Source organism: Streptomyces aurantiaciflavus, from assembly GCF_049808595.1.
GTDB lineage: Bacteria > Actinomycetota > Actinomycetes > Streptomycetales > Streptomycetaceae > Streptomyces.
In genome coordinates this window covers 37,460-60,522 of record NZ_JBNCAQ010000039.1, presented here as the reverse complement: position 1 = coordinate 60,522, position 23,063 = coordinate 37,460, and the positions used below count along the sequence as shown (strand labels likewise).

Annotated in this window: 23 protein-coding genes and 1 pseudogene; 12 read left to right on the top strand and 12 right to left on the bottom strand. The window is 72.0% G+C overall.

All coding sequences use genetic code 11. The annotated features are described in order from the left end of the window. The 4 genes from ACPT94_RS34875 to hemL form a co-directional block, all read right to left on the bottom strand. Positions 1 to 630: a TlpA family protein disulfide reductase gene (locus tag ACPT94_RS34875; protein WP_360338368.1), complete on the bottom strand. Its 630-nt coding sequence runs from the start codon at positions 628 to 630 to the stop codon at positions 1 to 3. 87 nt (positions 631 to 717) lie between these two features. Next, positions 718 to 2,016, bottom strand: a complete 1,299-nt coding sequence (locus tag ACPT94_RS34870) for a polysaccharide deacetylase family protein (RefSeq protein ID WP_360338365.1) — start codon at positions 2,014 to 2,016, stop codon at positions 718 to 720. Positions 2,017 to 2,182: 166 nt separating this feature from the next. After that, entirely contained in the window at positions 2,183 to 2,866 is a 684-nt protein-coding gene (locus ACPT94_RS34865) for a histidine phosphatase family protein (protein ID WP_360338362.1), read from the bottom strand. Then, a complete protein-coding gene (hemL, locus tag ACPT94_RS34860) occupies positions 2,863 to 4,182 on the bottom strand; it encodes a glutamate-1-semialdehyde 2,1-aminomutase (protein ID WP_360338359.1) in 1,320 nt (439 codons plus the stop codon). The genes ACPT94_RS34865 and hemL overlap by 4 nt, the downstream gene beginning before the upstream one ends. 615 nt (positions 4,183 to 4,797) lie before the next feature. On the opposite strand from hemL, the gene ACPT94_RS34855 reads away from it, so the two are divergent. Next, complete coding sequence (locus tag ACPT94_RS34855) at positions 4,798 to 5,457, top strand: hypothetical protein (RefSeq protein WP_360338356.1); 660 nt, start codon at positions 4,798 to 4,800, stop codon at positions 5,455 to 5,457. Between the two features lie 346 nt (positions 5,458 to 5,803). After that, entirely contained in the window at positions 5,804 to 6,685 is an 882-nt protein-coding gene (locus ACPT94_RS34850) for a DMT family transporter (RefSeq protein ID WP_360338353.1), read from the top strand. A 177-nt stretch (positions 6,686 to 6,862) separates the two neighbouring features. On the opposite strand, the gene ACPT94_RS34845 is transcribed toward ACPT94_RS34850, so the two are convergent. Then, positions 6,863 to 7,369, bottom strand: coding sequence for an NUDIX hydrolase (locus ACPT94_RS34845; protein ID WP_425247690.1), 507 nt, complete (start codon positions 7,367 to 7,369; stop codon positions 6,863 to 6,865). Between the two features lie 165 nt (positions 7,370 to 7,534). Here ACPT94_RS34845 and ACPT94_RS34840 point away from each other — a divergent pair, with 165 nt between their 5' ends. Both ACPT94_RS34840 and ACPT94_RS34835 read left to right on the top strand, forming a co-directional pair. Beyond that, entirely contained in the window at positions 7,535 to 7,978 is a 444-nt protein-coding gene (locus tag ACPT94_RS34840) for a methyltransferase domain-containing protein (RefSeq protein WP_425247689.1), read from the top strand. Further along, a pseudogene (locus ACPT94_RS34835) lies at positions 7,956 to 8,252 on the top strand (LysR substrate-binding domain-containing protein); the annotation flags it as partial. The gene ACPT94_RS34840 and the pseudogene ACPT94_RS34835, both read left to right, overlap by 23 nt. Before the next feature lie 76 nt (positions 8,253 to 8,328). On the opposite strand, the gene ACPT94_RS34830 reads toward ACPT94_RS34835, so the two are convergent. Next, a complete protein-coding gene (locus ACPT94_RS34830; protein ID WP_425247688.1) occupies positions 8,329 to 9,348 on the bottom strand; it encodes an aldo/keto reductase in 1,020 nt (339 codons plus the stop codon). Positions 9,349 to 9,514: 166 nt separating this feature from the next. Between ACPT94_RS34830 and ACPT94_RS34825 the strand changes: the two genes are divergently transcribed. From ACPT94_RS34825 to ACPT94_RS34815, 3 genes are all read left to right on the top strand, one after another. Further along, positions 9,515 to 10,111 (top strand): TetR/AcrR family transcriptional regulator, encoded by a 597-nt coding sequence (locus ACPT94_RS34825; RefSeq protein WP_360338341.1) that lies wholly within the window; start codon positions 9,515 to 9,517, stop codon positions 10,109 to 10,111. Positions 10,112 to 10,318: 207 nt separating this feature from the next. Then, complete coding sequence (locus ACPT94_RS34820; protein WP_425247687.1) at positions 10,319 to 10,717, top strand: DUF6153 family protein; 399 nt, start codon at positions 10,319 to 10,321, stop codon at positions 10,715 to 10,717. A 90-nt stretch (positions 10,718 to 10,807) separates the two neighbouring features. Continuing rightward, positions 10,808 to 11,476: a DUF305 domain-containing protein gene (locus ACPT94_RS34815; protein WP_425247686.1), complete on the top strand. Its 669-nt coding sequence runs from the start codon at positions 10,808 to 10,810 to the stop codon at positions 11,474 to 11,476. Between the two features lie 70 nt (positions 11,477 to 11,546). Here the strand turns inward: ACPT94_RS34815 and ACPT94_RS34810 are convergent, their stop codons facing one another. Further along, the gene (locus ACPT94_RS34810) at positions 11,547 to 12,494 is read right to left on the bottom strand and encodes a DUF8832 domain-containing protein (RefSeq protein ID WP_425247685.1); all 948 of its coding nucleotides are present in this window, start codon (positions 12,492 to 12,494) and stop codon (positions 11,547 to 11,549) included. 202 nt (positions 12,495 to 12,696) lie between these two features. On the opposite strand from ACPT94_RS34810, the gene ACPT94_RS34805 reads away from it, so the two are divergent. The 3 genes from ACPT94_RS34805 (at position 12,697) to ACPT94_RS34795 (ending at position 15,927) form a co-directional block, all read left to right on the top strand. Next, positions 12,697 to 12,981, top strand: a complete 285-nt coding sequence (locus ACPT94_RS34805; RefSeq protein ID WP_425247684.1) for a heavy-metal-associated domain-containing protein — start codon at positions 12,697 to 12,699, stop codon at positions 12,979 to 12,981. A 61-nt stretch (positions 12,982 to 13,042) separates the two neighbouring features. Further along, on the top strand, positions 13,043 to 15,301 hold the full coding sequence (locus ACPT94_RS34800) for a heavy metal translocating P-type ATPase (protein ID WP_360338326.1): 2,259 nt from the start codon (positions 13,043 to 13,045) through the stop codon (positions 15,299 to 15,301). Between the two features lie 53 nt (positions 15,302 to 15,354). After that, positions 15,355 to 15,927 (top strand): DUF4396 domain-containing protein, encoded by a 573-nt coding sequence (locus ACPT94_RS34795; protein ID WP_360338323.1) that lies wholly within the window; start codon positions 15,355 to 15,357, stop codon positions 15,925 to 15,927. A gap of 71 nt (positions 15,928 to 15,998) precedes the next feature. On the opposite strand, the gene ACPT94_RS34790 is transcribed toward ACPT94_RS34795, so the two are convergent. After that, positions 15,999 to 16,577: a TetR/AcrR family transcriptional regulator gene (locus ACPT94_RS34790; protein ID WP_360338320.1), complete on the bottom strand. Its 579-nt coding sequence runs from the start codon at positions 16,575 to 16,577 to the stop codon at positions 15,999 to 16,001. Positions 16,578 to 16,652: 75 nt separating this feature from the next. On the opposite strand from ACPT94_RS34790, the gene ACPT94_RS34785 reads away from it, so the two are divergent. Next, on the top strand, positions 16,653 to 17,246 hold the full coding sequence (locus ACPT94_RS34785) for a dihydrofolate reductase family protein (protein ID WP_360338317.1): 594 nt from the start codon (positions 16,653 to 16,655) through the stop codon (positions 17,244 to 17,246). A 115-nt stretch (positions 17,247 to 17,361) separates the two neighbouring features. Then, entirely contained in the window at positions 17,362 to 20,085 is a 2,724-nt protein-coding gene (locus ACPT94_RS34780) for a winged helix-turn-helix domain-containing protein (protein WP_425247683.1), read from the top strand. A gap of 90 nt (positions 20,086 to 20,175) precedes the next feature. Here the strand turns inward: ACPT94_RS34780 and ACPT94_RS34775 are convergent, their stop codons facing one another. From ACPT94_RS34775 to ACPT94_RS34760, 4 genes are all read right to left on the bottom strand, one after another. Continuing rightward, positions 20,176 to 20,373, bottom strand: coding sequence for a DUF8691 family protein (locus tag ACPT94_RS34775; RefSeq protein ID WP_425247682.1), 198 nt, complete (start codon positions 20,371 to 20,373; stop codon positions 20,176 to 20,178). Between the two features lie 45 nt (positions 20,374 to 20,418). Then, positions 20,419 to 20,823, bottom strand: a complete 405-nt coding sequence (locus ACPT94_RS34770; RefSeq protein ID WP_360338308.1) for an SHOCT domain-containing protein — start codon at positions 20,821 to 20,823, stop codon at positions 20,419 to 20,421. Positions 20,824 to 21,224: 401 nt separating this feature from the next. Next, a complete protein-coding gene (locus ACPT94_RS34765; RefSeq protein WP_360338305.1) occupies positions 21,225 to 21,644 on the bottom strand; it encodes a DUF7144 family membrane protein in 420 nt (139 codons plus the stop codon). A gap of 123 nt (positions 21,645 to 21,767) precedes the next feature. After that, entirely contained in the window at positions 21,768 to 22,274 is a 507-nt protein-coding gene (locus tag ACPT94_RS34760) for a hypothetical protein (protein WP_425247681.1), read from the bottom strand. Between the last annotated feature and the right edge of the window lie 789 nt (positions 22,275 to 23,063).

Sequence of the window (23,063 nt, the reverse complement as noted above, 5' to 3'; positions counted from 1 at the left end):
TCACTTCTCCGCGAGGACCGGGGCGATCATCTTGCGCAGTTTGTCCTCGCTGAGCGCGGCCAGCGAGCGGGCGGCGACCTTCCCCTCCCGGTCGAGGACGAGCGTGGAGGGGATGGCCTGCAGGTTGAGCGTGCCCTTCTTGAAGCGGAGCATCAGCCTGCCGGTCGGGTCGTACAGGCTGGGGTAGGTGACACCCTGCTGCTTCTCGAAGGCGAGGGCGTTGGCGGCCTTGGTGTCGCGGGTGTTGATGCCGACGAACTGCACGCCCTTGCTCTGGAGGTCCTTGTAGACCTTCTCGAAGTTGGGGGCCTCGGCGCGGCAGGGGGCGCACCAGGAGCCCCACACGTTCAGGACGACGATCTTGCCCTTGTAGGAGGCGACGTCGAGCTGCTTGCCGTCGACGGTCTTGCCGGACAGGTCGGGGGCCGCGTCGCGCTTGCCCTTCTCGACGGTGGAGATGCCGTCCTTGCCCATGACGAAGTTGGTGTCACCGCCCCCGCCGGAGATCCCTCCGGAGGTGCATGCGGAGACGAGCAGCGCCGCGACGGCGGCACCGGCGGTCGTCCACGCGGCGCGGCGCGAGCGGATCCAGGTGGTCGAGCGCAGGGGGGCGCGGCTGGCGGCACTCATGTGAAAAGTTTCGCATGCCCGTTCTGGGGATCTTGCGCACCCCCCTTGTGGGTGGAAACCCGCATTTCAGGCCGATGATCCGGAGGCTCAGGACGAGGCTCCGGAGGGGGCGCCGGAGGAGGTGGCGGAGGCGCCCTTCAGGAACTCCTTCCAGCCACCGGCCGGTTCCTGCCCCACCTCGAGCGTGCGCAGCTTGGCCAGCACCTCCGGCTTCTGCACGTCGATCCAGTCGACGAACTGCCGGAAGGAGACCAGCCGCACGTCCGCGCCCTTCTCCTTCTCGCGCGCCATGTGCTTGAAGGCCTCCTCGACGGCGTCCATGTAGATGCCGCCGTTCCACTGCTCGAAGTGGTTGCCGACGAAGAAGGGCGCCCGGTTCGTCTCGTATGCCCGCCTGAATCCCTGTATGTACGCCTGGGCGGACTGCTGCCGCCAGCGCGGGTAGTTGTGGCTGGGGGCCTTGGTGGAGTTGATCGACTGGTTGGCGAGCATGTTGTAGTCCATCGAGAGGACCTCGAAGCTGCGCCCGGGGAAAGGTATCTGCTGCAACGGCAGGTCCCATATGCCCTGCTTCTTGTCCGGCCAGACCTGGCGGCCGCCCGACGAGGAGGCGTCGTAACGCCAGCCCAGGGAGCGGGCGGTGGGCAGCAGGTTGTCCTGGCCGAGCAGACAGGGCGTGCGGGCGCCGACGAGCTCCTTGTCGTAGTCGAAGGGCAGCGCGGGCAGATCGGTCCACCCGGTGTTGGTGCGCCACTGCTTCACGAAGGACTTGGCCTGGTCGATCTCGCTGCGCCACTGCTTGGGCGTCCACTTGCCGACCGAGCCGTGGCCGTCCCCGCAGAAGTGCCCGTTGAAGTGGGTGCCTATCTCGTGGCCCTCGAGCCAGGCACGGCGGAGGTTCTTCAGCGTGTCCTTGATGTGCGGGTCGCTGAGGTAGCCGATGTCGGAGGCGCCGCGAGGGTTGTTGGGCGGGTCGTAGAGGCGCTTCTTCGACTCGGGCAGGAGGTAGAGCCCGGAGAGGAAGAAGGTCATGGACGCGCCGTGCTCCTTGGCGAGGTCCAGGAAGCGCGGGAAGAGGCCGTTGCCGACCTCGCCGGCCCCGTCCCAGGAGAAGACGACGAACTGCGGCGGCTCCTGCCCGGGCTCCAGCGGCACCGGCTTGGCGGGCTGGTGGGGCTGCTTGCCGGTGAACGAGGTGGAACCGTCACCGATGGGGCGGGCGGTGGCCGTCGGGGAGGCCTTGGGAGAAGCGGAACCGTTCTTCCCGGAACCCGAGGACCGGTCCGGCCCCTCTGAAGGGGTGGTGAGGTCGGCGCATCCGGTGAGTCCGGCGGCCATGGCTCCGGCCCCGAGTCCGAGTGCTCCCCTTCGGGTGAGAGTGCGCATGGCATCCCCGTTCGTCACGTGCTCTGCTGGTCACCCAGTCAGAGGACGCGCCGAACGGGGAGGTTCCGCCAATACTTCCGGATTCCGTAACAGACAAACTGATTAGGTCACTTACCGCCCGGGCCTTCCTCGGGGCCACGCCCCGAGGAAGCCGTGCCCGAAGGCGCTATGCCCCGAAGGCCTTGTCCTTCCCCTTCACCGGCTTGGCGCCGGCGAGGAGATGGGCGGGGACGAGGTCACGGGCGGGCTCGGTGTAGCCGACGGAGACGATCGTGTCGCCCTGGTAGGTGAAGGTCGTCAGGGAGGCGAGCGTGCACTGCCGCTTGCGCGGGTCGTGCCACAGCCGCCGCCGCTCGACGTACGACCGCACGATCCAGATCGGCAGCTGATGGCTCACGAGCACGGCCTCGTGCCCCCGCGCCTGGTCCTTGGCGGCGTTCAGCGCGCCCATCATCCGCACGACCTGGTCGACGTACGGCTCGCCCCAGGATGGCTTGAACGGGTTGTAGACGTGCCGCCAGTTCCCGGGCCGCCGCAGCGCCCCGTCCCCGACACCGAAGGTCTTGCCCTGGAAGACGTTGTCGGCCTCGATGAGCCGCTCGTCGGTGGCGAGGTCCAGCCCGTGCGCCTTGGCGATCGGCGTCGCCGTCTCCTGCGCCCGCTCCAGCGGGGAGGCGCACACATGGGTGACGTCACGGGAGGCGAGGTGCTCGGCGACCCGGTCGGCCATCCGCCGGCCCAGCTCGGAGAGGTGGTAGCCGGCGAGACGGCCGTAGAGGATGCCGTCCGGGTTGGCCACCTCGCCGTGCCGCATGAGGTGGACGACGGTGATGTCCTTGTCGGTGCTCATGCTGCCGTGGCCTCCGCTGCCGCTCGGGCCGCCGCCGGGAGGGCGTCGGCGATCCGCTGGACGGCCCGCTCGTCGTGGGCCGTGGAGACGAACCAGGACTCGAAGGACGACGGCGGCAGGTAGACGCCGTTCGCCAGCAGCGAGTGGAAGAACGCCGTGAACCGGAAGGACTCCTGCGCCCGGGCGTCCGCGTAGTCGCGCACCGGCCGGTCCGTGAAGAAGACGGAGAACATGTTGGAGGCGCTCTGCAGCGTGTGCGCGACGCCCTCCTTGCTCAGTGCCTCCGACACGAGCGCCTGGATCTGCTCGGACACGGCGTTGACCCTGGCGTAGGCGGCGTCGTCGAGGAGACGGAGCTGGGCGAGTCCGGCGGCGGTGGCGATCGGGTTCCCGGAGAGGGTGCCGGCCTGGTAGACGGGCCCGGCGGGCGCGAGATGCGCCATGACGTCGGCGCGACCGCCGAAGGCCGCGGCCGGGAAGCCGCCGCCCATCACCTTCCCGAAGGTCATCAGGTCGGGCTTGACCCCGTCGATGCCGTACCACCCGGCGCGGCTGGTCCGGAAGCCGGTCATGACCTCGTCGGAGATGTAGAGGGCGCCGTTGGTCGCGCAGGCGTCCTTGAGTCCCTGGTTGAACCCGGGCAGCGGCGGCACGACGCCCATGTTGCCGGGCGAGGCCTCGGTGATCACGCACGCGATCTCACCGGGGTGCCGGTGGAAGGCCTCCTGCACGGCCTCCAGGTCGTTGTACGGCAGGACGATGGTGTCGCCGGCCTGGGCGCCGGTGACGCCGGGGGTGTCGGGCAGGGCGAAGGTGGCGACGCCGCTGCCGGCCGCGGCGAGCAGCGAGTCCACGTGCCCGTGGTAGCACCCGGCGAACTTGATCACCTTGGACCGCTGGGTGAACCCGCGGGCGAGCCGGATCGCCGACATCGTCGCCTCGGTGCCGCTGGAGACGAGCCGCACCTGCTCGACGGGCTCGACCCGCGCGACGATCTCCTCGGCGAGCGCGACCTCGCCCTCACCGGGCGTACCGAAGGAGGTGCCGCGGGCGACGGCCTCCTGCACGGCGGCGATCACCTCGGGGTGGGAGTGCCCGAGGATCATGGGCCCCCAGGAACAGACCAGATCGACGTACTCCCGCCCATCGGCGTCGGTCAGGTACGGACCGCTGCCGGACACCATGAACCGGGGCGTGCCGCCCACGGCACGGAAGGCACGCACCGGGGAGTTCACCCCGCCCGGCGTGACGGCGGCCGCACGGTCGAACAGGGCCTGCGAGACAGGCGCATCGTATGAATAGGGCAATTCGCTCATGACCTGCGACTACTCCGACCTTCTCCGACTTCTGGGGCTCCGGTTGCCAGTGACATCACTCAGGGTAGGCCAGGGCGGGCGGACGACAGCGGGGCCGTCGGGGACCCGGCCGGGCCGCAACGGGGGCGCGTATCGGGGTGATGCGGAGGCACAGCGGAGGTGCGGGCCGGATGACGTGGCGGGCGCGACCGGAGACACACGCCGAGGAGCACGCCGGGAGGCACAGCGCGGCGCATGCCGAGACGCACAGCGCCGCACATACCGAGGCACATACCGAGACGCAGACCCCTGCGCGTACCGATGCACATACCGAGACGCACACCGCCGCACATGTCGAGACGCACACCTCGGCACATGCCGGGCGTATCCCGGGCCGCGAAGGGGACTCTCCCGGAGCTTTGCTGACCGAACGACCAGTCGCCGCCCGTACGCCATCTGCGAAACTGGCCCCTGTTGACGCAGCTCACAACCACGATGAGTGGAAGGGCTGCGAAGATCCTGCGGACAGGTGTTTCACCGCACGTTTCGGCGGGCGGCCGTGGGGGAGGTCACTGACACGATGATCGGGTTGCGCGACGGGGGTCGCGCGTCCTAGAAAAGCAGTCGGGTGGAGATATGCATCGCGGTGGCGGACTGGGCGAGGGGACTGATGACCTGGGTCCTCGACGTGCCCGGCGGGGAAGGCACCGGCGCGACGCGGAGGCAGCGGCAGAGAGCACCGAAGCACGTCAGGCACAAGGTGTACCGAGTGAGCCCGAGCGGTTCGACCGGGGAATCGATCACCAGATCGAGAACCGGATGGATCCTCTCCGGGCGGGGAGCAGGAATGGTGGTCGGGTGGGGGTGACGTACAAGTACTTCGGCGCGCCGGACGGCGCGACCGCGGCCCGCGTCCCGATCTCGATGCGCCCCGAGGAACTCGGCGGCGACGAGCTCGGTATGAACGGCATGTTCACCAAGATCAAGCCGGAGACGATGGCAGCGATGGTCCTCACCGGCATCGAGGGCGTTCCGCTGCACAAGGTCCCGCCCCTGGAGCTCGTGGTCCTGCACCCCGACTACGCGGTGGTCAAGCTCCCCATGACGGTCGTGGACCCGTTGCGGGACATCGGCGAGGAGGCGGTGGGCGCGGCGGCGTTCATCTGGTCGACGGTGCCGGACCGGGGCGGGCCCCGGGACGCGTTCAACGTCTACCAGTTGCTGCACGAGTGGCAGGACTTCTCGAAGCGGTTGCATGAGGCGGGGCATCAGCCGTATTGCCTCGTCTGGCCCTGATCCGGGGCTTCGTGGGATTCGGGCGGGGCTTTCGGGCTCCGCCCTCGTCATGTCGCGGAGGCCGTCGGCCCCGCCGGGTACCATCGCAGGGTGAACACCTACTGGCACGTCGTTCTGCCGCCCCTCGGCGCCTGACCGGGCGCAGACACTGACGGTTTGATCTCCGGCCCCGACCGACCCGCAGGGCGGTCAGGGATTCCAGTTGTGCGCCCGTTCCGGATCGAGTCCCAGACGCATTCGACGACGGAAGATCACGACTGTGCCGAACCGCACCACCCCTCTGACCCCCACGCGTCCGGCGGCCGCCGGCCCGCGCCCTGCTCGTACCGGTCTTCTCAGCGGGCCCGTGCCCATCCTCATCTCGGCCGTGCTGTGGGGTACGACCGGGACCGCCAGTTCGCTGGCACCCGCCGGCGCGCCGGCGGCGGCCATCGGCTGTGCCGGTCTCACCCTCGGCGGCATCCTGCTGTTCCTCACCTCCCGCGGCGCCCGCGCGCTGCCCGCCGCCTGCACGCGCGCCGAGCGGTGGCTGCTCGTCCTGGGGGCGCCGGCGGTGGCCGGGTATCCGGTCACCTTCTACCCGGCGGTGGCCCGGACCGGCGTGGCGGTGGCCACCGTGATCGCGTTGGGCAGCGCGCCGGTCTTCGCCGGGCTGCTGTCCTGGCTCACCGGGCAGGCCCGGCCGACCGCCCGCTGGACCGGTGCCACCGCGGCCGCCGTGCTGGGCTGCGCCCTTCTGGTGCTGGGCCCCGAGCTCAGCGGACACGCCACGCCGATGGACCTGACCGGTGTCGTGCTCGCCGCGGGCGCGGGGCTGTCGTACGCCGTCTACTCGCTGATCGGCGGCAGGCTGATCACCGACGGGCACCGTTCCGACGCGGTGATGGGCGTGCTGTTCGGTGCGGCCGGGCTGCTGGTGCTGCCGCTCTTCCTGTTCGTCGACATGCACTGGCTCGCCACCAGCCGCGGCGCGGCGGTGGCGGTCTATCTCGCGCTGTTCACCGTCTGCCTGGCCTACCGTCTCTTCGGGCACGGGCTGCGCCACACCTCCGCGTCGACGGCGACGACACTGACCCTGGCCGAGCCCGCCGTCGCGGCGGTTCTGGGGGTCACCGTCCTCGGCGAACGCCTTCCCGCCGCCTCCTGGTGCGGGCTGGCCGTCCTCGCGGTGGGCCTGGTCCTGCTGACCGCCCCCGTCGGCGTCGGCGCCGGCCGCCGGGGACGATAGCCAACGGGGCTCCTCCGGTCCGGTCCTGGGGGTTCCGGGACCGGACCGGCCCAGGGGCGCCACCGGGGGCTTTCGTTGATCGCCTCTGAGGACGGGTGCCAGAGGAGGACGGGTGCCAGAACCAGTCCGGCGACCGGCCGTGCGGCCCGCTGAAAGCCGCAGGCCGTTCGTCCGGGTTCACAGGGCCTGAGGCCGCGGACGCAACGCGAGGTATCGGTCGAACGCCTCGCGGGCATCGGGGACGAACGCCTCGTGGCGCACCAGCTCGGTGAGCTCGGGCTCCGTCAACCAGTCATGCCAGGCGATCTCCTCGGGGTCAGGCTCGATGGGCTCGGTCACGACGACCTCGTGCAGGCCGAGCCAGTACGGGCTGATCGCACCCGCGCACCTGAACTTGAACACGAACGTCGGACGGCCCTGGACGCCCAGTTCCTCCGCCAACTCCCGCGCGGCGGCCTCCTCGTAGGACTCGGCGACCTCTACCGCGCCTCCGAGCATCCAGTTGAACCGGCCCGGGAAACGTGAGGCGCCGTCGGGGCGGCGGTGCACGAGAGTCCGCCCGGTGGGGTCGCGGCAGACGATCGTCGCGATGCGGTGCAGCCATCCCTGGCGTATCGCATCGCTCCTGCTGACGACGGCCAGGACCTCATCACGCTCGTCAACCCGTTCGACAAGTTCACCCATGGGTCACACGGTGCCAGAGAGCGGGAGGTTCGTTCACAGCTCGGTGGTCGGCGTCTCAACTCTGCTGAAGGGAAAGGCCGTTCGCGCCGCCGCCGTCGGCCGGCGTGCTTGACTTGCGTCATGTCGACGATTCTCGGCGTCTCTCGACCGGATCAGGCTGCCTAAATGCTGCGGGCTGCGGCGAGCGCACCTGGGCGCGCGTACAAGCAGCAGCTCGCGCAACTGCGTCGTGTCACGCGGCCCGGTGCAGTGGTCGGTCTCGTCGAGCCGGACTGGGACACCCTGGTGGTCGATGCGGAAGACCTTCGGACCAGCCGTGCCTTCACCCGATACACCAGCGAAGAGGTGGTCCGGCACGCCACCATCGGGCGTAGCCTCGCTCGGCTGGCTGACAAGGCGGGCTTCCGCGTCGAGACGGTGGCGGCGACGACGCCGGTGTTTCGGGACTTCGAGGACGCGGACCACACGCTGGGACTCGGCCGCACCATGCAGCTGGCCATCGACGAGGGCCGCATCGACCAGGACCGTGGCCGCCGCTGGTTCACCAGCCTCTCCGAGGGCCCTTTCTATGCGTCGTTCACCCTCGTCACGGTCATGTGCTCCCGCTGACGGGGCTGAGCGGCCGGGGTGCGCATCGGTGTGCGGCGGGGATCTGGGCGCCGTCGGCGTGATCGTGACCGCGGCAGCCGTTGACGTACCCGAGTTGCTGCAGCGGTACCGGGCCCGGCGCCCGGACGTCCGGGTCGCTCTGCGGTCCGGACGCAGCGACGAGATGGCGGCGGCGATCCGGGACGGTGCGCTGGACATCGCCTTCCTCGGTCTGCCGGAGGGCGAACGGCCCTCCGGTGTGGAAACCGTCGTACTCGATCACGACGAGCATGTGTTCAACCCGAGCCCGGCCACCCGCGCGATGCTCGACGTCCTGGGGGTCCGGCGCCAGGCGTAGTTCCCTTCGGCGGTCAGCGGCGCCGCAGTGACGGGTCGAGCAGCGCGGGCGGAGTGTCGTATTTCTCGTGCGGCGCCAGGTCGGTGCCGGGGGCGACGACGGCGTCGATCGCGTCGAGGACGTCGGCGGAGAGCACGGTGTCGGCGGCGGCGAGTTGCGCGTGCAGGTGGTCCAGGGTGCGGGGGCCGATGAGCGCGCTGGTCACGGCGGGATGCGCGGTCACGAATCCGAGCGCCAGCTGGATCATGGTCAGGCCGGCCTGGTCGGCGACCTCGGCCAGCTGTTCGACGGCGTCGAGCCGGGCCCGGTTGGCGGGGAGGGCGGTGTCGAAGCGTTCCGGCATGAACGTCGAGCGGCTGGTGGTGACGTCCCGGCCCGCACGGATCGCGCCCGACAGCCAGCCCGAGGCCAGCGGGCTCCACACCAGGACGCCGAGCCCGTACTCCTCGGCCACGGGCAGTACGTCGGTCTCGATGCCGCGCTGCAGGACCGAGTAGCTGGGCTGTTCGGTGACGTAGCGGCTCAGGTGGTGCTCGCGGGCGGCCCACTGGGCCTGCACGACGCGGTAGGCCGGGAAGGTCGAGGAGCCGAAGTAGCGGATCTTCCCCGCGCGTTGCAGGTCGGTGAGCGCCGACAGGGTCTCCTCGTCGCTGGTGCGCGGGTCCCATCGGTGGATCTGGTAGAGGTCGACGTGGTCGACACCGAGACGGCGCAGGCTGTCGTCCAGCGCGGTGATCAGCCAACGGCGCGAACTGCCCTGGTGGTTGCGCTCGTCACTCATCGGCATGTTCGCCTTCGTGGCCAGCACGATGTCGTCTCGGCGGCCTGCGATGGCCTTGCCGACCATCTCCTCCGACTCGCCGCCGCTGTACATGTCGGCGGTGTCGATGAGGTTGATCCCGCCCTCGAGTGCGGCGTCGACGATGGCGGTGGCCTCGTCCTGGCTGGTGCGCCCGATGGCGCCGAAGTTCATCGCGCCGAGCGCGAGGGAGCTGACCTGCACACCGGTGCGGCCCAAGGTGCGGTACTGCATGAGCGTGTTCCTCCGTTGCGGATGAAGCGTGGTGGCGATGGGTGGTGAGGCATGGCTTGGTCGGCGGCCTCCGCTCTGGCATCATGAGCAAAGCGGAACCACGTTCCGGAACGATACGGAACACTGTTCCGCTTTGCAAGGTCGGTTTTTGGCAGGGAGCTGCGCGGTGAACGACGGCGACGAGGGCGGCGCGGGGCGCGCGGCGGCCCGGTCCAAGCGGGCGGACGCCCGGCGCAACAAGGAGACGCTGCTCGACGCGGCCGCCGCGGTGTTCGTCAGGTCGGGCGTGGACGCGCCGGTGCGCGCCATCGCGGCCGAGGCCGGTGTCGGGCTGGGCACGATCTACCGCCACTTCCCGACGCGAGCGGATCTCATCATCGCCGTCTACCGGCATCAGGTCGACGCCTGCGCCGAGGCCGGGCCCGCCCTGCTGGCGAGCAGCGCGACTCCGCACGCCGCACTGGCGCAGTGGATCAACCACTTCGTCGATTTCCTGGTCACCAAGCACGGACTCGCCACCGCGCTGCACTCCGACGACGCCGGCTCCGACACCCTGCACGCCTACTTCCTCGACCGGCTCGTGCCCGTGTGCACCCAGCTGCTCGAGGCCGCGGCCGCTTCCGGCGAGATCCGGTCCGACCTGGAGGCCTACGAGCTCATGCGCGGCGTCGGGAACCTCTGCATCGGCGCGGACAGCGATCCCCGCTACGACGCGCGCCGGCTGGTCGGCCTCCTCGTCGCGGGACTGCGCCGGACGCGGTGACCAGCGGCCTCCCGGAGCCGACGGGGGGCCGATACGGAGCAACCGACCTGGGGGACCCTCCGCGGGGCGGCTGACGGGAGGCGGCGCCGACGTCTGCGGCGCCCCGGTCGTCGGCCGGGCACGGTGAACACGGGGGCCGGCGCAGCCGTACCCCGAAGGGACACCGTCGAGGAGCCCGCTGCACGGGCTTCACCTAGGATCATCCCGATGAAGAACCGCGAGCAGGACCCCGAGGCACCGCCCGTGCGGCGGTGGCGGGTGCTGCTCGTGCTCGGGCTGCTGGCCGGGTTGCTGGGCATGCACGCCCTGGCCCCCGGGGGCAGCGTCCATGAGCACGCCGCACCGCGGCACATGGCGGCCGCCGAGGTCAGCGCTCATGACGACTGCGCCGGAGACGGCGGGGACTGCGGCGGAAGGCACCTGCATCACGCCGACGCCACCTGCGCGGCGGCCGCGGTGAGCGGTGCACCGGTTCTGCCCGCCCTCGTCCCCGATCCGGTGGCCGCGCCCGTACGCGCCGACGCCGCCTGCTCCTCCGCGGCCGAAGCCCCCGACAGCGCTCGGGCGCCACCCTCACTGGCGGAACTCCAGCTCCTGCGGATCTAGACACCACGCGGCACCACGTCCTCAGCACGGCCACGTGGTGCGCCTCGGCACGTCCGGATCCCTTTCACCCAGCACAGCAGGAGTTCCAGCATGCGCAACACCCGTACCCTGACCCGCCGCGCCGCCGTGGTGGCCGCGTCCGTCACCGCCGCGCTCGTCCTCGCCGCCTGCGGCAACGACAGCGACGACAGCGGCACCGGACACGCGGGCGGTCACAGCTCCGCGTCGTCGTCGGCGAGCGCCGACGCCACGGCCGGGGCGCACAACACCCAGGACGTGTCCTTCGCGCAGGGCATGATCCCCCACCACCGGCAGGCCCTGGAGATGGCGGAGTTGGCCGCCGACCGGGCCTCCTCTCCCCAGGTCAAGGACCTCGCCGCGCGCATCGAGAAGGCTCAGGACCCGGAGATCAAGACCATGAGCGGCTGGCTGACGGCCTGGGGCGAGGACGTCCCGGCGCCGTCCGGCAGCGCCGCGGAGTCCATGCCCGGCATGGACCACTCGGGTGGGTCCGGGATGCCCGGGATGCCCGGGATGATGGACGGCTCGGACATGGCCAAGCTGGAGAAGGCGTCCGGCACGGACTTCGACACCATGTTCCTGACGATGATGATCGAGCACCACCAGGGCGCCGTGGACATGGCCACCACCGAGAAGGACAAGGGCGAGTACGGTCCCGCCACGGCCATGGCCGGCGACATCGTCACCGCGCAGACCGCCGAGATCACCGAGATGAACAAGCTCCTCGGCAAGAGCTGACAAGCCGGAGCAGCCCGAAGGGGAGGGACCGGTGCGGACACCGGTCCCTCCCCCCGCTCGCGTCGCGGCCTCAGTGCCGATGTCCGTCGGCGGACTCCTCCGTGCCCGCCGGCCCACCGGAGCGGACCGTGAACGCCGCCGTGTGGACGCTTCCCTCGTGCTTGAAGTCGAGGAAGAGGCGGTAGGTGCCGCTGCTGGGTGCCGTGGCCGTGAACGAGATGCCCGGGCCGGGCCTGGTCACGCCGTCGCCGGGTTCCCCGCCCGGGTGGACGTGGAGGTAGGCGAGGTCGCCGGAGCGCAGGGCGACGAGGTGGCCGTAGGCACCGAGGTAGGGCTGGAGGTCGGTGACCGGCCTGCCGTCGCGGGAGACCGTCAGCTTCAGTTCGCCGGCCGTGCCCGGGCGCAGCGTTCCGTCCAGTTCGACCTCGTAGCCGTCGGTCCGGGCCGTGGCGCCGGGCGCGGGCAGGTCCTTCGGCTCGTACGGGCCCGAAGCCGCGAGATCCGCGCCGAGGGTGAGGTTCTCGGCGCCCTCGGCCTCCGGCGTGAAGTCGGCGAAGACCCGGTAGCCGCCCGCCCGGGGCAGGTTGACGGGGATGCTCCAGGTTCCGTCGGCGGCGCGGGTGGGGTGCAGGTGGCGGTAGGTGACCAGGTCGCGTGAGGCCAGGATGAGGTGCAGTTCCTTGTCGTGCTCGCGCCGGTAGGCGGTGACGGCTCGGCCGTCCCCGTCCCGGATGGTGAAGCGCAGATCGGTGGGCTGTCCTGCCGCGAGCCTCGGGGTCCTGAGGTCGAGGGTGTAGCCGCCCTCGGAGATCTGCAGTCCGCCGGCCGCCGGAGTCGACGCGTGCCCGGCGTGGCCGCCGCCTCCCTCCGGCGTCGGTGATTCCTCGCTGTGGCCGTCATGACGTGCGGGCGCCTCGTCGGCGACGACGGGGTCGACGCCCCTGCCCACGCCGTAGGCGGTGCCGAAGGTCGCGGCGAGCGCGGCGGCGAACGCGGTGATCTTCAGTCCGGCCTTCATGGATGCCTCCCGGAGACGAGGAGGCCCTCGGGACGTGAGTGGGGGCCTCGATGCACTTCAAGGTACCCCCAGGGGGTATAAAGTCAAGCGCTGCACCGCTTGCTCTCGGTACCCCATGGGGGTATACAGGATTCCGAGGCGAGCAATACCCCTCCCCCGTATCCGAGCCACACTGTGATCAGACCGACCAGGAGGAAACCCAATGCCCTCGACCTGCTGCTCCACCGACGGCACCTGCTCGACCGGCACCGTCGACCGGGCCGCGGCCACGGACGGTGTCACCACGACGTACGCCGTCTCCGGCATGACCTGCGGCCACTGCGAGGCCACGCTGACCAAGGTCATCGGCGAGCTGGACGGCGTGACCGGTGTCGACGTCGACCTCGCGACCGGCCGGGTCACCGTCAGCAGCGCCGCCGAGCCGGACGACGCGGTGATCGCCGAGGTCGTCGACGAGGCCGGCTACGAGCTGACCGGCCGGGCCTGACCCGCACTCCCCGAACGGCCGGGACCGTGCCCCGGCCGCCCACCCGCACGAGGAGCACTCCATGACCACCACCACGACCGGCGCCGAGGCAGAGCTCGTCATCGGGGGCATGACCTGCGCCTCGTGCGCCGCCCGGATCGAGAAGAAGCTCAACCGGATGGACGGCGTCACCGCCACCGTCAACTACGCCACCGAGAAGGCGAAGGTCAGCTACGGCGGTGACGTCTCCGTCCGGGACCTGATCGCCACCGTCGAGGCGACCGGGTACACCGCGCGGGAGACCGTTCCCGTGCGCACCCGGGCCGGGGGCGGCGAGGAGACGGAGGAGACGGACGACGAACTGCGGCCGCTGCGGGAGCGGTTGGTCACCGCGGTGGTGCTGGCGATCCCGGTCGTCGCGATGGCGATGATCCCGGCGCTGCAGTTCGAGTACTGGCAGTGGCTGTCCCTGACGCTTGCGGCCCCCGTGGTGACCTACGCCGGCTGGCCCTTCCACAAGGCGGCGCTCACCAACGCGCGGCACGGCGCGGCCACCATGGACACGCTGATCTCGGTCGGCACGTCGGCCGCGTTCCTGTGGTCGCTGTGGGCGCTGTTCCTCGGGAGCGCGGGCACGCCCGGCATGACCCACCCCTTCGAGCTGACCATCGCCCGCGGCGACGGCGCCGGGAACATCTACCTGGAGGCCGCCGCCGGCGTGACCGCCTTCATCCTGGCGGGCCGGTACTTCGAGGCGCGGTCCAAGCGCAAGGCGGGGGCCGCCCTGAAGGCGCTGCTGGAACTGGGCGCGAAGGACGTCACCGTGCTGCGTCCGGACGGCGGCGAACAGACCGTGCCGGCCGGGGAGTTGAAGGTCGGCGACCGTTTCCTCGTCCGCCCGGGCGAGAAGATCGCCACCGACGGGACGGTCGTCGAGGGTTCCTCCGCCGTGGACGCGTCCATGCTCACCGGCGAGTCCGTACCGGTGGAGGTGGGCGTCGGCGACTCGGTCACGGGTGCCACGGTCAACGCGGGCGGCCGCCTCGTCGTCGAGGCCACCCGCGTCGGCGCCGACACCCAACTGGCCCGGATGGCCAAGCTGGTGGAGGACGCGCAGAACGGCAAGGCCGCGGCACAGCGGCTCGCGGACCGGATCTCCGCCGTCTTCGTGCCGATCGTGATCGCCCTGGCGCTCGGCACCCTGGGTTTCTGGCTGGGCAACGGCGCGGGGCTGACGGCCGCCTTCACCGCCGCCGTCGCCGTGCTGATCATCGCCTGCCCGTGCGCCCTCGGCCTGGCCACGCCGACCGCCCTGCTGGTCGGTACGGGACGCGGCGCACAGCTCGGCATCCTCATCAAGGGTCCGGAGGTCCTGGAGTCCACGCGCGCGGTCGACACCGTCGTCCTCGACAAGACCGGCACCGTCACCACGGGCCGGATGACCCTGCTCGCCGTGCACACCGCCGACGGCGCCGACGAGGGCGAGGTCCTGCGGCTGGCCGGCGCGCTGGAACACTCCTCCGAGCACCCGATCGCCCGCGCCGTCGCCGACGGGGCACGGGAGAAGCTGGGCCCGCTGCCCACCCCCGAGGACTTCGCGAACGTTCCCGGGCTCGGCGTGCAGGGCGTCGTCGACGGCCACGCGGTCCTGGTCGGCCGGGAGCGGCTGATCGCCGACTGGGCCATCGAACCGCCCGAGGAGCTGGTGCGGGCGAGGACCGAGGCCGAGGCCGCGGGGCGCACCGCGATCACCGTGGCCTGGGACGGAGAGGCCCGGGCGGTCCTGGAGATCGCCGACGCGGTGAAGGAGACCAGCGCCGAGGCGATCACCCGGCTGCGCGCCCTGGGCCTGCGGCCGATGCTGCTGACCGGCGACAACAGGACCGTGGCCGAGTCCGTCGCCCGTGAGGTCGGCATCGCCCCCGGGGACGTCGTCGCCGAGGTGCTGCCGCAGGACAAGGCCGACGTCGTCAGGCGGCTCCAGGACGAGGGACGCTCGGTCGCGATGGTCGGCGACGGTGTCAACGACGCCGCCGCCCTCGCCCAGGCCGACCTGGGGCTGGCCATGGGCACGGGCACGGACGCCGCCATCGAGGCCGGCGACCTGACCCTCGTACGAGGCGACCTGCGCGCGGCGGCCGACGCGATCCGTCTCGCCCGCCGCACCCTCGGCACCATCCGCTCCAACCTCTTCTGGGCCTTCGCCTACAACGTGGCCGCGCTGCCGCTCGCCGCGGCCGGCCTGCTCAACCCGATGATCGCCGGGGCGGCCATGGCCTTCTCGTCGGTCTTCGTCGTCGCCAACTCCCTGCGCCTGCGCGGTTTCAAGGCCGCCCGATGAGTCACCCTCGAGACAACCCGACACCCGTCGACCGCGGGAACGGAGATGACGTCATGAACCACAGCGATCACCCCACCGGCATCCCACACGCCCAGGACGCCCAGGGCGCGCAAGGAGCCCATGGTGGCCAGGGCGCCCACGACGCCCACCGTGGCCACCACCACGGTCATGCCTCCCACGCGGGGCACGGAGGTGCCTCCTGGGCGATGGCGGGGAAGGCGACGCTGCACTGCCTCACCGGGTGCGCCATCGGCGAGATCCTCGGCATGGTCATCGGTACCGCCCTCGGCTGGGGCAACGTGCCGACCATGGTCGTCGCGATCGTCCTGGCGTTCCTGTTCGGCTACTCCTTCACCCTGTTCGCGGTACGCCGGGCCGGCCTGGACCTCAGGGCCGCCGTCAAGGTGGCCCTGGCCGCCGACACCGTCTCGATCGCCGTGATGGAACTGGTCGACAACGCCATCGTCGCGCTCACCCCGGGCGCCATGGAGGCCGGGCTGTCGGACGGTCTGTTCTGGTCGGCCCTCCTGGGCGGCTTCGCCGTCGCCTTCCTGATCACCACGCCCGTGAACAAGTGGATGATCGGCCGCGGCAAGGGTCACGCCGTCGTCCACGCCCATCACTGACACCCGCCGCGCTCGGACGCGGCCGACGCACCGGCGGGCCGGGGGTGGTTTCGCACCCCCGGCCCGCCCTCCTACTCCGCCCGCACGATGCGCCGCACCGCGGCCGTCACCAGCGCGTCCCGCTCCGCCTCCGTGAAGACGTCCGGCAGGGTGAGCTGTTCGACGATCAGCCAGTTCAGCGTCAGCATCAGCAGCTTGACGGCCGTCGCGTCGCCGGGCAGGCCGGACGCCTCGTGGTAGGCGACGTTCGCGTCGACGTCGGCGCGGACGCGTTCGGTGAGGACCTTGCGCAGTTCGGGGCGGCGGGTGGCCTCCAGGCGGAGTTCGAGCAGCGCCAGGTAGCCGGTGCGGAAGGACGCGACCCGGCCGACGAGTTCGCGCATCAGCTCCGTGTACGTCTCCCGGTCCCGGTCCGCCGACCGCTGGCGGGCGATGGTCGCCTCGTCGGGCTGGAGCCGCTCGTAGACGCGGGCGCCGGCCTGGGTGAGCAGATCGTCGCGGCTGGCGAAGTAGTTGGACGCGGTGCCGTTGGGCACGGCGGCCTCACCGTCCACCGCGCGGAACGTCAGTCCGCGCGCGCCTTCCCTGGCCAGCACCTCGATCGCGGCGTCGACGAGCGCCGCGCGCCGCTGGTCGTTCCGTCTCACCATTGACACCACTCCATGTGTAGTACTACGTTCGAACCACTTCAGTCAGAGTACTACGTTCGAAGTTCGGAGTCATGGATGCGAAAGCTCGTGTACTACATCGCCGTGACGCTCGACGGCCGCATCGCCGGCCCCGGCGGCGAGTTCGACTTCTTCCCCCAGGGCGACGAGAAGCAGGCCGCGGCCTACTCCGCCTGGACCAACACGCTGTACCCCGAGACCGTCCCGACCGCCTTCCGCGCCGCCGTGGGCCTCACCGACGCGCCCAACCGGCGCTTCGACACCATCGTGATGGGCCTCGGCGCCTTCCGCCCCGCCCTCGACGCCGGCGTCACCAGCCCGTACGCGCATCTGCGCCAGTACGTGGTCTCCAGCACCCTCAAGCCCGACATCGACCCGGCCGTCACCGTCGTCCCGGGCGACCCGCTCGCCCTCGTCCGCGAGCTCAAGCGGGAGGAGGACTCCGGCCTGGACATCTGGCTCTGCGGCGGCGGCAGGCTCGCGGGCGCCCTCCTGCCCGAGATCGACGAGCTGGTCGTCAAGAGCTACCCGGTGGTCGCCGGCGCGGGCATCCCCGCCTTCGACGGCGCCTTCGACCCCACCGTCTTCGACGTCGCCGAACGCACCGCCTTCCCCAACGGCGTCACCCTCACCCGCCTCACCCGCCGCTAGGTGTATTGACCCGCAGGTCGGGGCGGGGCGGGCGTTCTCCGTTGGCGGGTGCCCGGGCTTCGGGTGAGGATCGAGGTGTGGGTGATTGTTTCGGCGCGAGCGCTGAGGCGCCGCGGTGAGCGGCCTCGCCGGGTCGGCGTCCGATGGGCGCGAGGGCCCCTCGGCCGAGCCCGTGACACCGACCGGTGATCCTCTTCTGTCCGCCCGGTTCAGCGTTCCGGTGCTGCCCGGGGTGTTCCTGCGCAGGCCCCGGCTGACCGAGCGGCTCGCACGGGGGGTGCAGGGGCCGCTGACGCTGGTGAACGGGCCGGCGGGGGCGGGCAAGACCCTGCTGGTCGCCGACTGGGCCCGTACCGGGACCGCGCCCGGCCGGGTGGCGTGGCTGACGGTGGAGCCCGAGGACAACGCCCCCGGCGTGTTCTGGACCTACGTGCTGGAGGCACTGCGCCGCCAGCGTCCCGACCCGCCCGACGAGGTCGACGGTGTCAGCGGCCCGGCCCGCCCGGGCGAGGTGGACCACTCGCTGCTCGCCCGACTCGCGGCCCGGCTGAGCCGGCGCACCGAACCCGTGGTCCTCGTACTGGACGACTTCGACCGGGTCGTCTCCTCGGCACAGGTCGCGGACGCGTTGCAGTTCGTGCTCCGGCACGCGGCCGGCGGGCTCCGCCTGGTGATCATCAGCCGTACGGAGCCGCTGCTGCCGCTGCACCGCTACCGCGCCGCCGACGAGATCACCGACATCCGCGACGCCGACCTGGCCTTCCTGCCGGAGGAGACCGCCGCGCTGCTGAGCCGGCACGGCATGCACCTGTCGGACGACGGCGTGCGGGCCGTCGCCGAGCGGACCGGTGGCTGGGCCGCCGGACTACGGCTGTGCATCCTGGCGGCGCAACAGGCCGACGACCCCGAGTCCTTCCTGAAGAACTTCGAGGCGGGCCGGAGCACCCTCGCGGACTTCCTGCTCGCCGAGGTGCTCGACGCCCAGCCCGCCGAGACCCAGGACCTTCTCCTGCGCTGCAGCGTCCTCGAACGCATCCACCCCGAGCTGGCCGACGCCCTCACCGGCAGGGACGACGGGGAGCCCATCCTCGCCGGACTGCAGCGGGCGAACGCCTTCGTCGAGGCCGTCGGTCACTCCTGGTACCGGCTCCACCCGCTGTTCGCCGAGATCCTCCGGGTCCACCTCCGCGTCCGCCGGCCCGGACTGGAACCGGAACTGCACCGGCGGGCGGCACGGTGGCTGAGCGGGGCGGGGCTGCTCACCGAGGCGCTGCCGCACGCCGCGCACGCGGGTGACTGGGAGCCGGCCGCGACCCGGTTCGTCGACGAGCTGGCGATCGGGCGGCTGCGGACCGGACTGGACGCCCAGCGGCTCGACGCGCTGTTCTCCCGGATGGCCCCGGACACCCCCGGACCCGCCGCGGACCTGGTGCGCGCCGCCCTTGAGCTGGCCCACCACAACGTCGATCAGGGGCTTGAGCGTCTGCGCCGCGTCCAGGAGCACCTGGGGGAGGACGGCGCCGACGGCTCCGGGGCGCAGCGGCTCAGCTGCGCCCTGCTGCGGGTGCTCGCCGCCCGGATGACCGGCTCGGCCGATCTCGCGGAGGCCGCCGCGCAGGAGGTGGAGGCCGCGGAACGGGACGTCCCCCCGGAGCGTCTGGCGCAGCATCCGGAACTCAGGGCGCTGATGCTGACGGATCTGGGCTCGGCGCAGCTGTGGGCGGGACGCTTCGACGCCGCCCGGGCGTCGCTGTCGGCCGCCGCCCACCTCGACGCCGGGCCGTCGACCGCGTTCCCCCGGCACGAGTGCCTCAGCCGGCTCGCCCTGATCGACGTCCTGCGCGGCTGGCCGGCCCGCGCCGAGACGCACGCCCGGGAGGCGATCGCCGAGGCCGAGCGCGCCGGACTGCCGCCCGCCGCCCGTACCGGGGTCGCCGAGCTCGTCCTGGCCGCCGTCGCCGTCGACCGGGACGACCTCGCCGCCGCCCGCGCCCACCTCGACCGGGCCGCCGCCTCCTCCGCCGCCCCGCCCGATCCCGTCGTGACCACGGAGCCGGCGCTGCTGCGGTCACGTCTCCGGCTGGCCGAAGGCGACCCCCAGGCCGCCCTGCACGCCCTCGACGGCCTGGCACACGCGTCCACCGCGGTCCGGCCCTCGCCGTGGGTGGCCGACAGGATCGCCCTCACCACGTCCGCCGCGCATCTGGCCGCGGGCCGCCCGCAGGCCGCGCTGGAGGTCTTCGGCGACGGCTCGGCCGGGCCGCACAGCGTGGTGGCAGCGGCCAGGGCCACGATCGCCGTCGGTGAGCACGAGAAGGCGCTACGGCTCCTCGACGAGCTGCCCGCCGGACCGGGCGAGGGACCCGCGCTCGCCGTACGGGCGCTGCTGGTGCGGGCGCAGGCCGCCGACGCGCTCGGCGACGACGCCACGGCCCAGCGCCTGACCGCGCGAGCCCTCACACTCGCCCGGCCCGAGCGGCTGCGACGGCCCTTCCCGGAGGCCGGCCCCTGGCTGCGACGACTGCTGCGCCGACGGCCCGTCCTGGCCCAGGGACACGGCTGGCTCCCGGCCTCGGTGACGGGACACACGGCGGTGACCGCCCGCCACGATCAGACCCCCGCCCCCCTCACCGAACCTCTCGTCACGGAACCGCTCAGCGAGCGCGAACTCGAGGTCCTGGGCCGGCTGGCGCAGATGCTGTCCACGGAGGAGATCGCCGCCGACCTCCATCTGTCGGTCAACACGGTCAAGACCCATCTGAAGAACATCTACCGCAAGCTCGCCGCGACCCGGCGCAGCGAGGCGGTCCGCCGGGCCCGCGCACTGCGCCTGCTGTAGGAGCTGTAGGGCGCCGCACCTGCCGCAGGGCCCTTACGGCGCAGGGCCCTGCGCCGTAAGGGCCCTGCGGCAGGTGCGGCGACTCGCCCGTCACTCGGCCAGGCGCCGGAACTCCACGACGTGCAGCCCCAGCGACTGGCAGCGCGTCAGCAGACCGTACAGATGAGCCTCGTCGGTGACCTGACCGACCAGGACGGTCTGGTCCGGTACGACGAAGCGGCGCAGCTCCGGAAAGGCCTGGGCCAGTGTCTCCGGCATCAGCCCGTCGATGCGGATCTCGTACTGCATGCGCGCACTTCTCTCGCGGTCGGGCGGGGGCTCGCAGGCGACGCCTCACGCGGCGAGCACCTTGGCCTTCGCCTGCTCGTACTCGGTGTCGGTGATGTGACCGTGGTCGTGCAGACCGGCGAGCTTGGTGAGCTCGTCCGCCCGGGAGGCCCCGGCTGCCGGTGTTTCGGCGGCCGCTTCCCGCACGTAGGAGCGGAAGGCCTGCTCCCGGGTCTGGGCCTGCTGTACCGCGCGCTCGCCCATGCCCCGGCCCCGGGCGATCAGATAGACGAAGACACCCAGGAAGGGCAGCACGCACACGAACAGCGTCCAGCCCGCCTTGGCCCAGCCGCTGAGGGCGTCGTCCCGGAAGATGTCGGCGATGACCCGGAACAGGAGCATCAACCACATGATCCACAGGAAGAACCACAGCATGGTGAGGAATCCGTTGAGCAGCGGATAGTCGGACACGATGACCTCCAGGTCGCCGGCCCGCCGCCGGACTTCCGTGGCGGGCGGTGGTCCTTGACGCGGTCCACGATGCGCCGGGGCGGGGCGCCGGGGATCACCCGGCGCGGGTGGCTCCGCGGGGCGGTGACACGTTCCGCCACGGCGGCGCGGGCGGCGCCGCGTCGGACGCGTAGGGGATCACCCGTGGCGGGTGATCGGGGATCGCGGATCACGATCGCGATGCCCCCCGTGACGCGTCGGCCCCGTGCGGCACGACCGGGCCGCGCACGGCCCGGTCGATGTCCACGGAGGGGACGGGGTCTTCCGGTGCGGGAGTCATTCCGAGCGGGAGTCGTCCGGTGCGGGAGTCCTCCCGTGCGGGGAGTCGCCCCGAGCGGGGAGTCGTCCGGTGCGTGCGGGAGTCATCCGATCCGGTTGTCCCGCTGGACGACGCACAGCGCCCAGATGGTGAACCCGTACAGGGCGATCAGCGTGAGCGACCACACCGGGTAGTACGGGATGGACAGGAAGTTGGCGATGATCAGCAGCGCCGCGATGCCCACACCTGCCACCCGGGCCCAGGTGGCCACCGTGAACAGACCGAGGCCCACGATGATCGCGGCGAGGCCGAGGAACAGGTGGATCCAGCCCCAGCTCGTCAGGTCGAACTTGAAGACGTAGTTGGGCGTGGTCACGAAGACGTCGTCCTGGGCGATCGCCATGATGCCCCGGAAGAGGTCGAGGACACCGGCGACGAGCAGCATCACAGCGGCGAACAGCGTCAGGCCGGTGGCGGCGGCACGGGCGCCCTCGGCCCGCTGGTGACGTGTGGTGGTGGCCATGGAGGATCTCCGTTCCTTCGTGCCTCTCGGGCTGCCTGGGACAGCCACTGTCCTCCCAGCCTTCGTCCCGCGGCCCGCCGCGTCGTCACCCTGAGCGGGTGACGGCGGGGCGGGGCGACGACGTCACAGCCCCCGAGCCCCGCTCACCCTCCCGGCCCCCGTCGGCCACACCACCTCCACCGGCACGCCCGCCGCCCGCGCGTCCAGCACGGCGTCGGCCGTGCCGCCGCCCCGGCCGCTCGGCGGCCCGCCGTTCCAGACGGCGACAAGGCGGTCGGCACGTTCGACGAGCACGGCGTTGGCGGCCTCGTAGGCCTGGTGGTCGGCCTTGTCGCGGGGGAGGACGAGGACCTCGGCGGCGGAGTCGACGAGGTGGTCGAAGACAGGGGCGTGGGCGGGTGCGACCTTGGCACGGCGGTAGTCGCGCGAGGGGATGACGGCGACGAGACGGCCGCCGGCGGCGAGTACGGCCTCGGCGAAGAGACAGTCGGCGCCGGCGGCGAGGCAGGAGACGCCGACGAGGTCGCCGTCGGAGACGTACCGGGCGAGGAGGTCGTCGAGGGCGGCGCGGATCAGGGGAACGCTGTCCTCGGTGAGGTCGGTGTGGCCGGTCACCGCGATGGTGGTCATGGGGTGTCCCTCTCGGGGTCTCTCGGCGACGGCGGACGTGCCCCGTCAGGGCGTGTCCGTAGTGGCGTGTCCGGCACGGCGTTTCCCGTACGGCTTGCGGGCTCGGGGTATCCCGTACGGCTGCGGGCACGGCATACCCGTCATGATGACGCGAACATCCGTACGTCACGCTGGAACAGCCGAATCACCGTCGTGGCCACCAGCGCCACCGGCCCCACAGCACCGGGCCGTGGCATCAGGCGGTCGCGGCGACGGGGGCCAGGCCCACCGGCTGAAGGCCGTACGTGCCGACGGTGCAGCGCAGCCCCACGCACCCGCAGTCGCCCTCCGGCGAGAGTGAGCCGTGACCGGGACGCCACAGCCCCGACGCTCCCGCAGCCGCCCTCCTATGTGAGCGAGTGGTGGCCGCTGCGGCACAGCCACGACGCACCCGCAGCCGCCATCGCACGGGAGTGGGTCGTGGCGGTGCGGCAGGAGCCCGTCGCTTAGCCCGTCACAGCCAAGTCCAGCCATGGCAGCAGGCAGCCGTACGCCCAACACGCGACGGGCTCGCCGCACCGCCACGACCCCGACCCACCCACCGCCACCAGGCGCCCCCGAAACGCACCCGCACCCGCCCACGCACCGGCACCGGCACCGGCACCGGCACCGGCACCGAACCCGCACCCGCACCCACACCCGCACCGCACCGCACCGCACCCGAAAGAGCCCCCCCCCCCCCCCCCGGGCCCGCCGCCCCCCCCCCCGCGGGGGGGGGGGGGCCCCGGGGGGGCGCGGGGGCCCCCCCCG

What these genes read in the sequence shown, in the direction of transcription:
- ACPT94_RS34870 (WP_360338365.1), bottom strand. Translation starts at nt 2,016, where the DNA reads ATGCGCACTCTCACCCGAAGGGGAGCACTCGGACTCGGGGCCGGAGCC.
- ACPT94_RS34855 (WP_360338356.1), top strand. Translation starts at nt 4,798, where the DNA reads ATGCATCGCGGTGGCGGACTGGGCGAGGGGACTGATGACCTGGGTCCT.
- hemL (WP_360338359.1), bottom strand. Translation starts at nt 4,182, where the DNA reads ATGAGCGAATTGCCCTATTCATACGATGCGCCTGTCTCGCAGGCCCTG.
- ACPT94_RS34805 (WP_425247684.1), top strand. Translation starts at nt 12,697, where the DNA reads ATGCCCTCGACCTGCTGCTCCACCGACGGCACCTGCTCGACCGGCACC.
- ACPT94_RS34840 (WP_425247689.1), top strand. Translation starts at nt 7,535, where the DNA reads ATGCTGCGGGCTGCGGCGAGCGCACCTGGGCGCGCGTACAAGCAGCAG.
- ACPT94_RS34760 (WP_425247681.1), bottom strand. Translation starts at nt 22,274, where the DNA reads ATGACCACCATCGCGGTGACCGGCCACACCGACCTCACCGAGGACAGC.
- ACPT94_RS34875 (WP_360338368.1), bottom strand. Translation starts at nt 630, where the DNA reads ATGAGTGCCGCCAGCCGCGCCCCCCTGCGCTCGACCACCTGGATCCGC.
- ACPT94_RS34830 (WP_425247688.1), bottom strand. Translation starts at nt 9,348, where the DNA reads ATGCAGTACCGCACCTTGGGCCGCACCGGTGTGCAGGTCAGCTCCCTC.
- ACPT94_RS34815 (WP_425247686.1), top strand. Translation starts at nt 10,808, where the DNA reads ATGCGCAACACCCGTACCCTGACCCGCCGCGCCGCCGTGGTGGCCGCG.
- ACPT94_RS34790 (WP_360338320.1), bottom strand. Translation starts at nt 16,577, where the DNA reads ATGGTGAGACGGAACGACCAGCGGCGCGCGGCGCTCGTCGACGCCGCG.
- ACPT94_RS34795 (WP_360338323.1), top strand. Translation starts at nt 15,355, where the DNA reads ATGAACCACAGCGATCACCCCACCGGCATCCCACACGCCCAGGACGCC.
- ACPT94_RS34785 (WP_360338317.1), top strand. Translation starts at nt 16,653, where the DNA reads ATGCGAAAGCTCGTGTACTACATCGCCGTGACGCTCGACGGCCGCATC.
- ACPT94_RS34820 (WP_425247687.1), top strand. Translation starts at nt 10,319, where the DNA reads ATGAAGAACCGCGAGCAGGACCCCGAGGCACCGCCCGTGCGGCGGTGG.
- ACPT94_RS34765 (WP_360338305.1), bottom strand. Translation starts at nt 21,644, where the DNA reads ATGGCCACCACCACACGTCACCAGCGGGCCGAGGGCGCCCGTGCCGCC.
- ACPT94_RS34800 (WP_360338326.1), top strand. Translation starts at nt 13,043, where the DNA reads ATGACCACCACCACGACCGGCGCCGAGGCAGAGCTCGTCATCGGGGGC.
- ACPT94_RS34845 (WP_425247690.1), bottom strand. Translation starts at nt 7,369, where the DNA reads ATGGGTGAACTTGTCGAACGGGTTGACGAGCGTGATGAGGTCCTGGCC.
- ACPT94_RS34865 (WP_360338362.1), bottom strand. Translation starts at nt 2,866, where the DNA reads ATGAGCACCGACAAGGACATCACCGTCGTCCACCTCATGCGGCACGGC.
- ACPT94_RS34775 (WP_425247682.1), bottom strand. Translation starts at nt 20,373, where the DNA reads ATGCAGTACGAGATCCGCATCGACGGGCTGATGCCGGAGACACTGGCC.
- ACPT94_RS34810 (WP_425247685.1), bottom strand. Translation starts at nt 12,494, where the DNA reads ATGAAGGCCGGACTGAAGATCACCGCGTTCGCCGCCGCGCTCGCCGCG.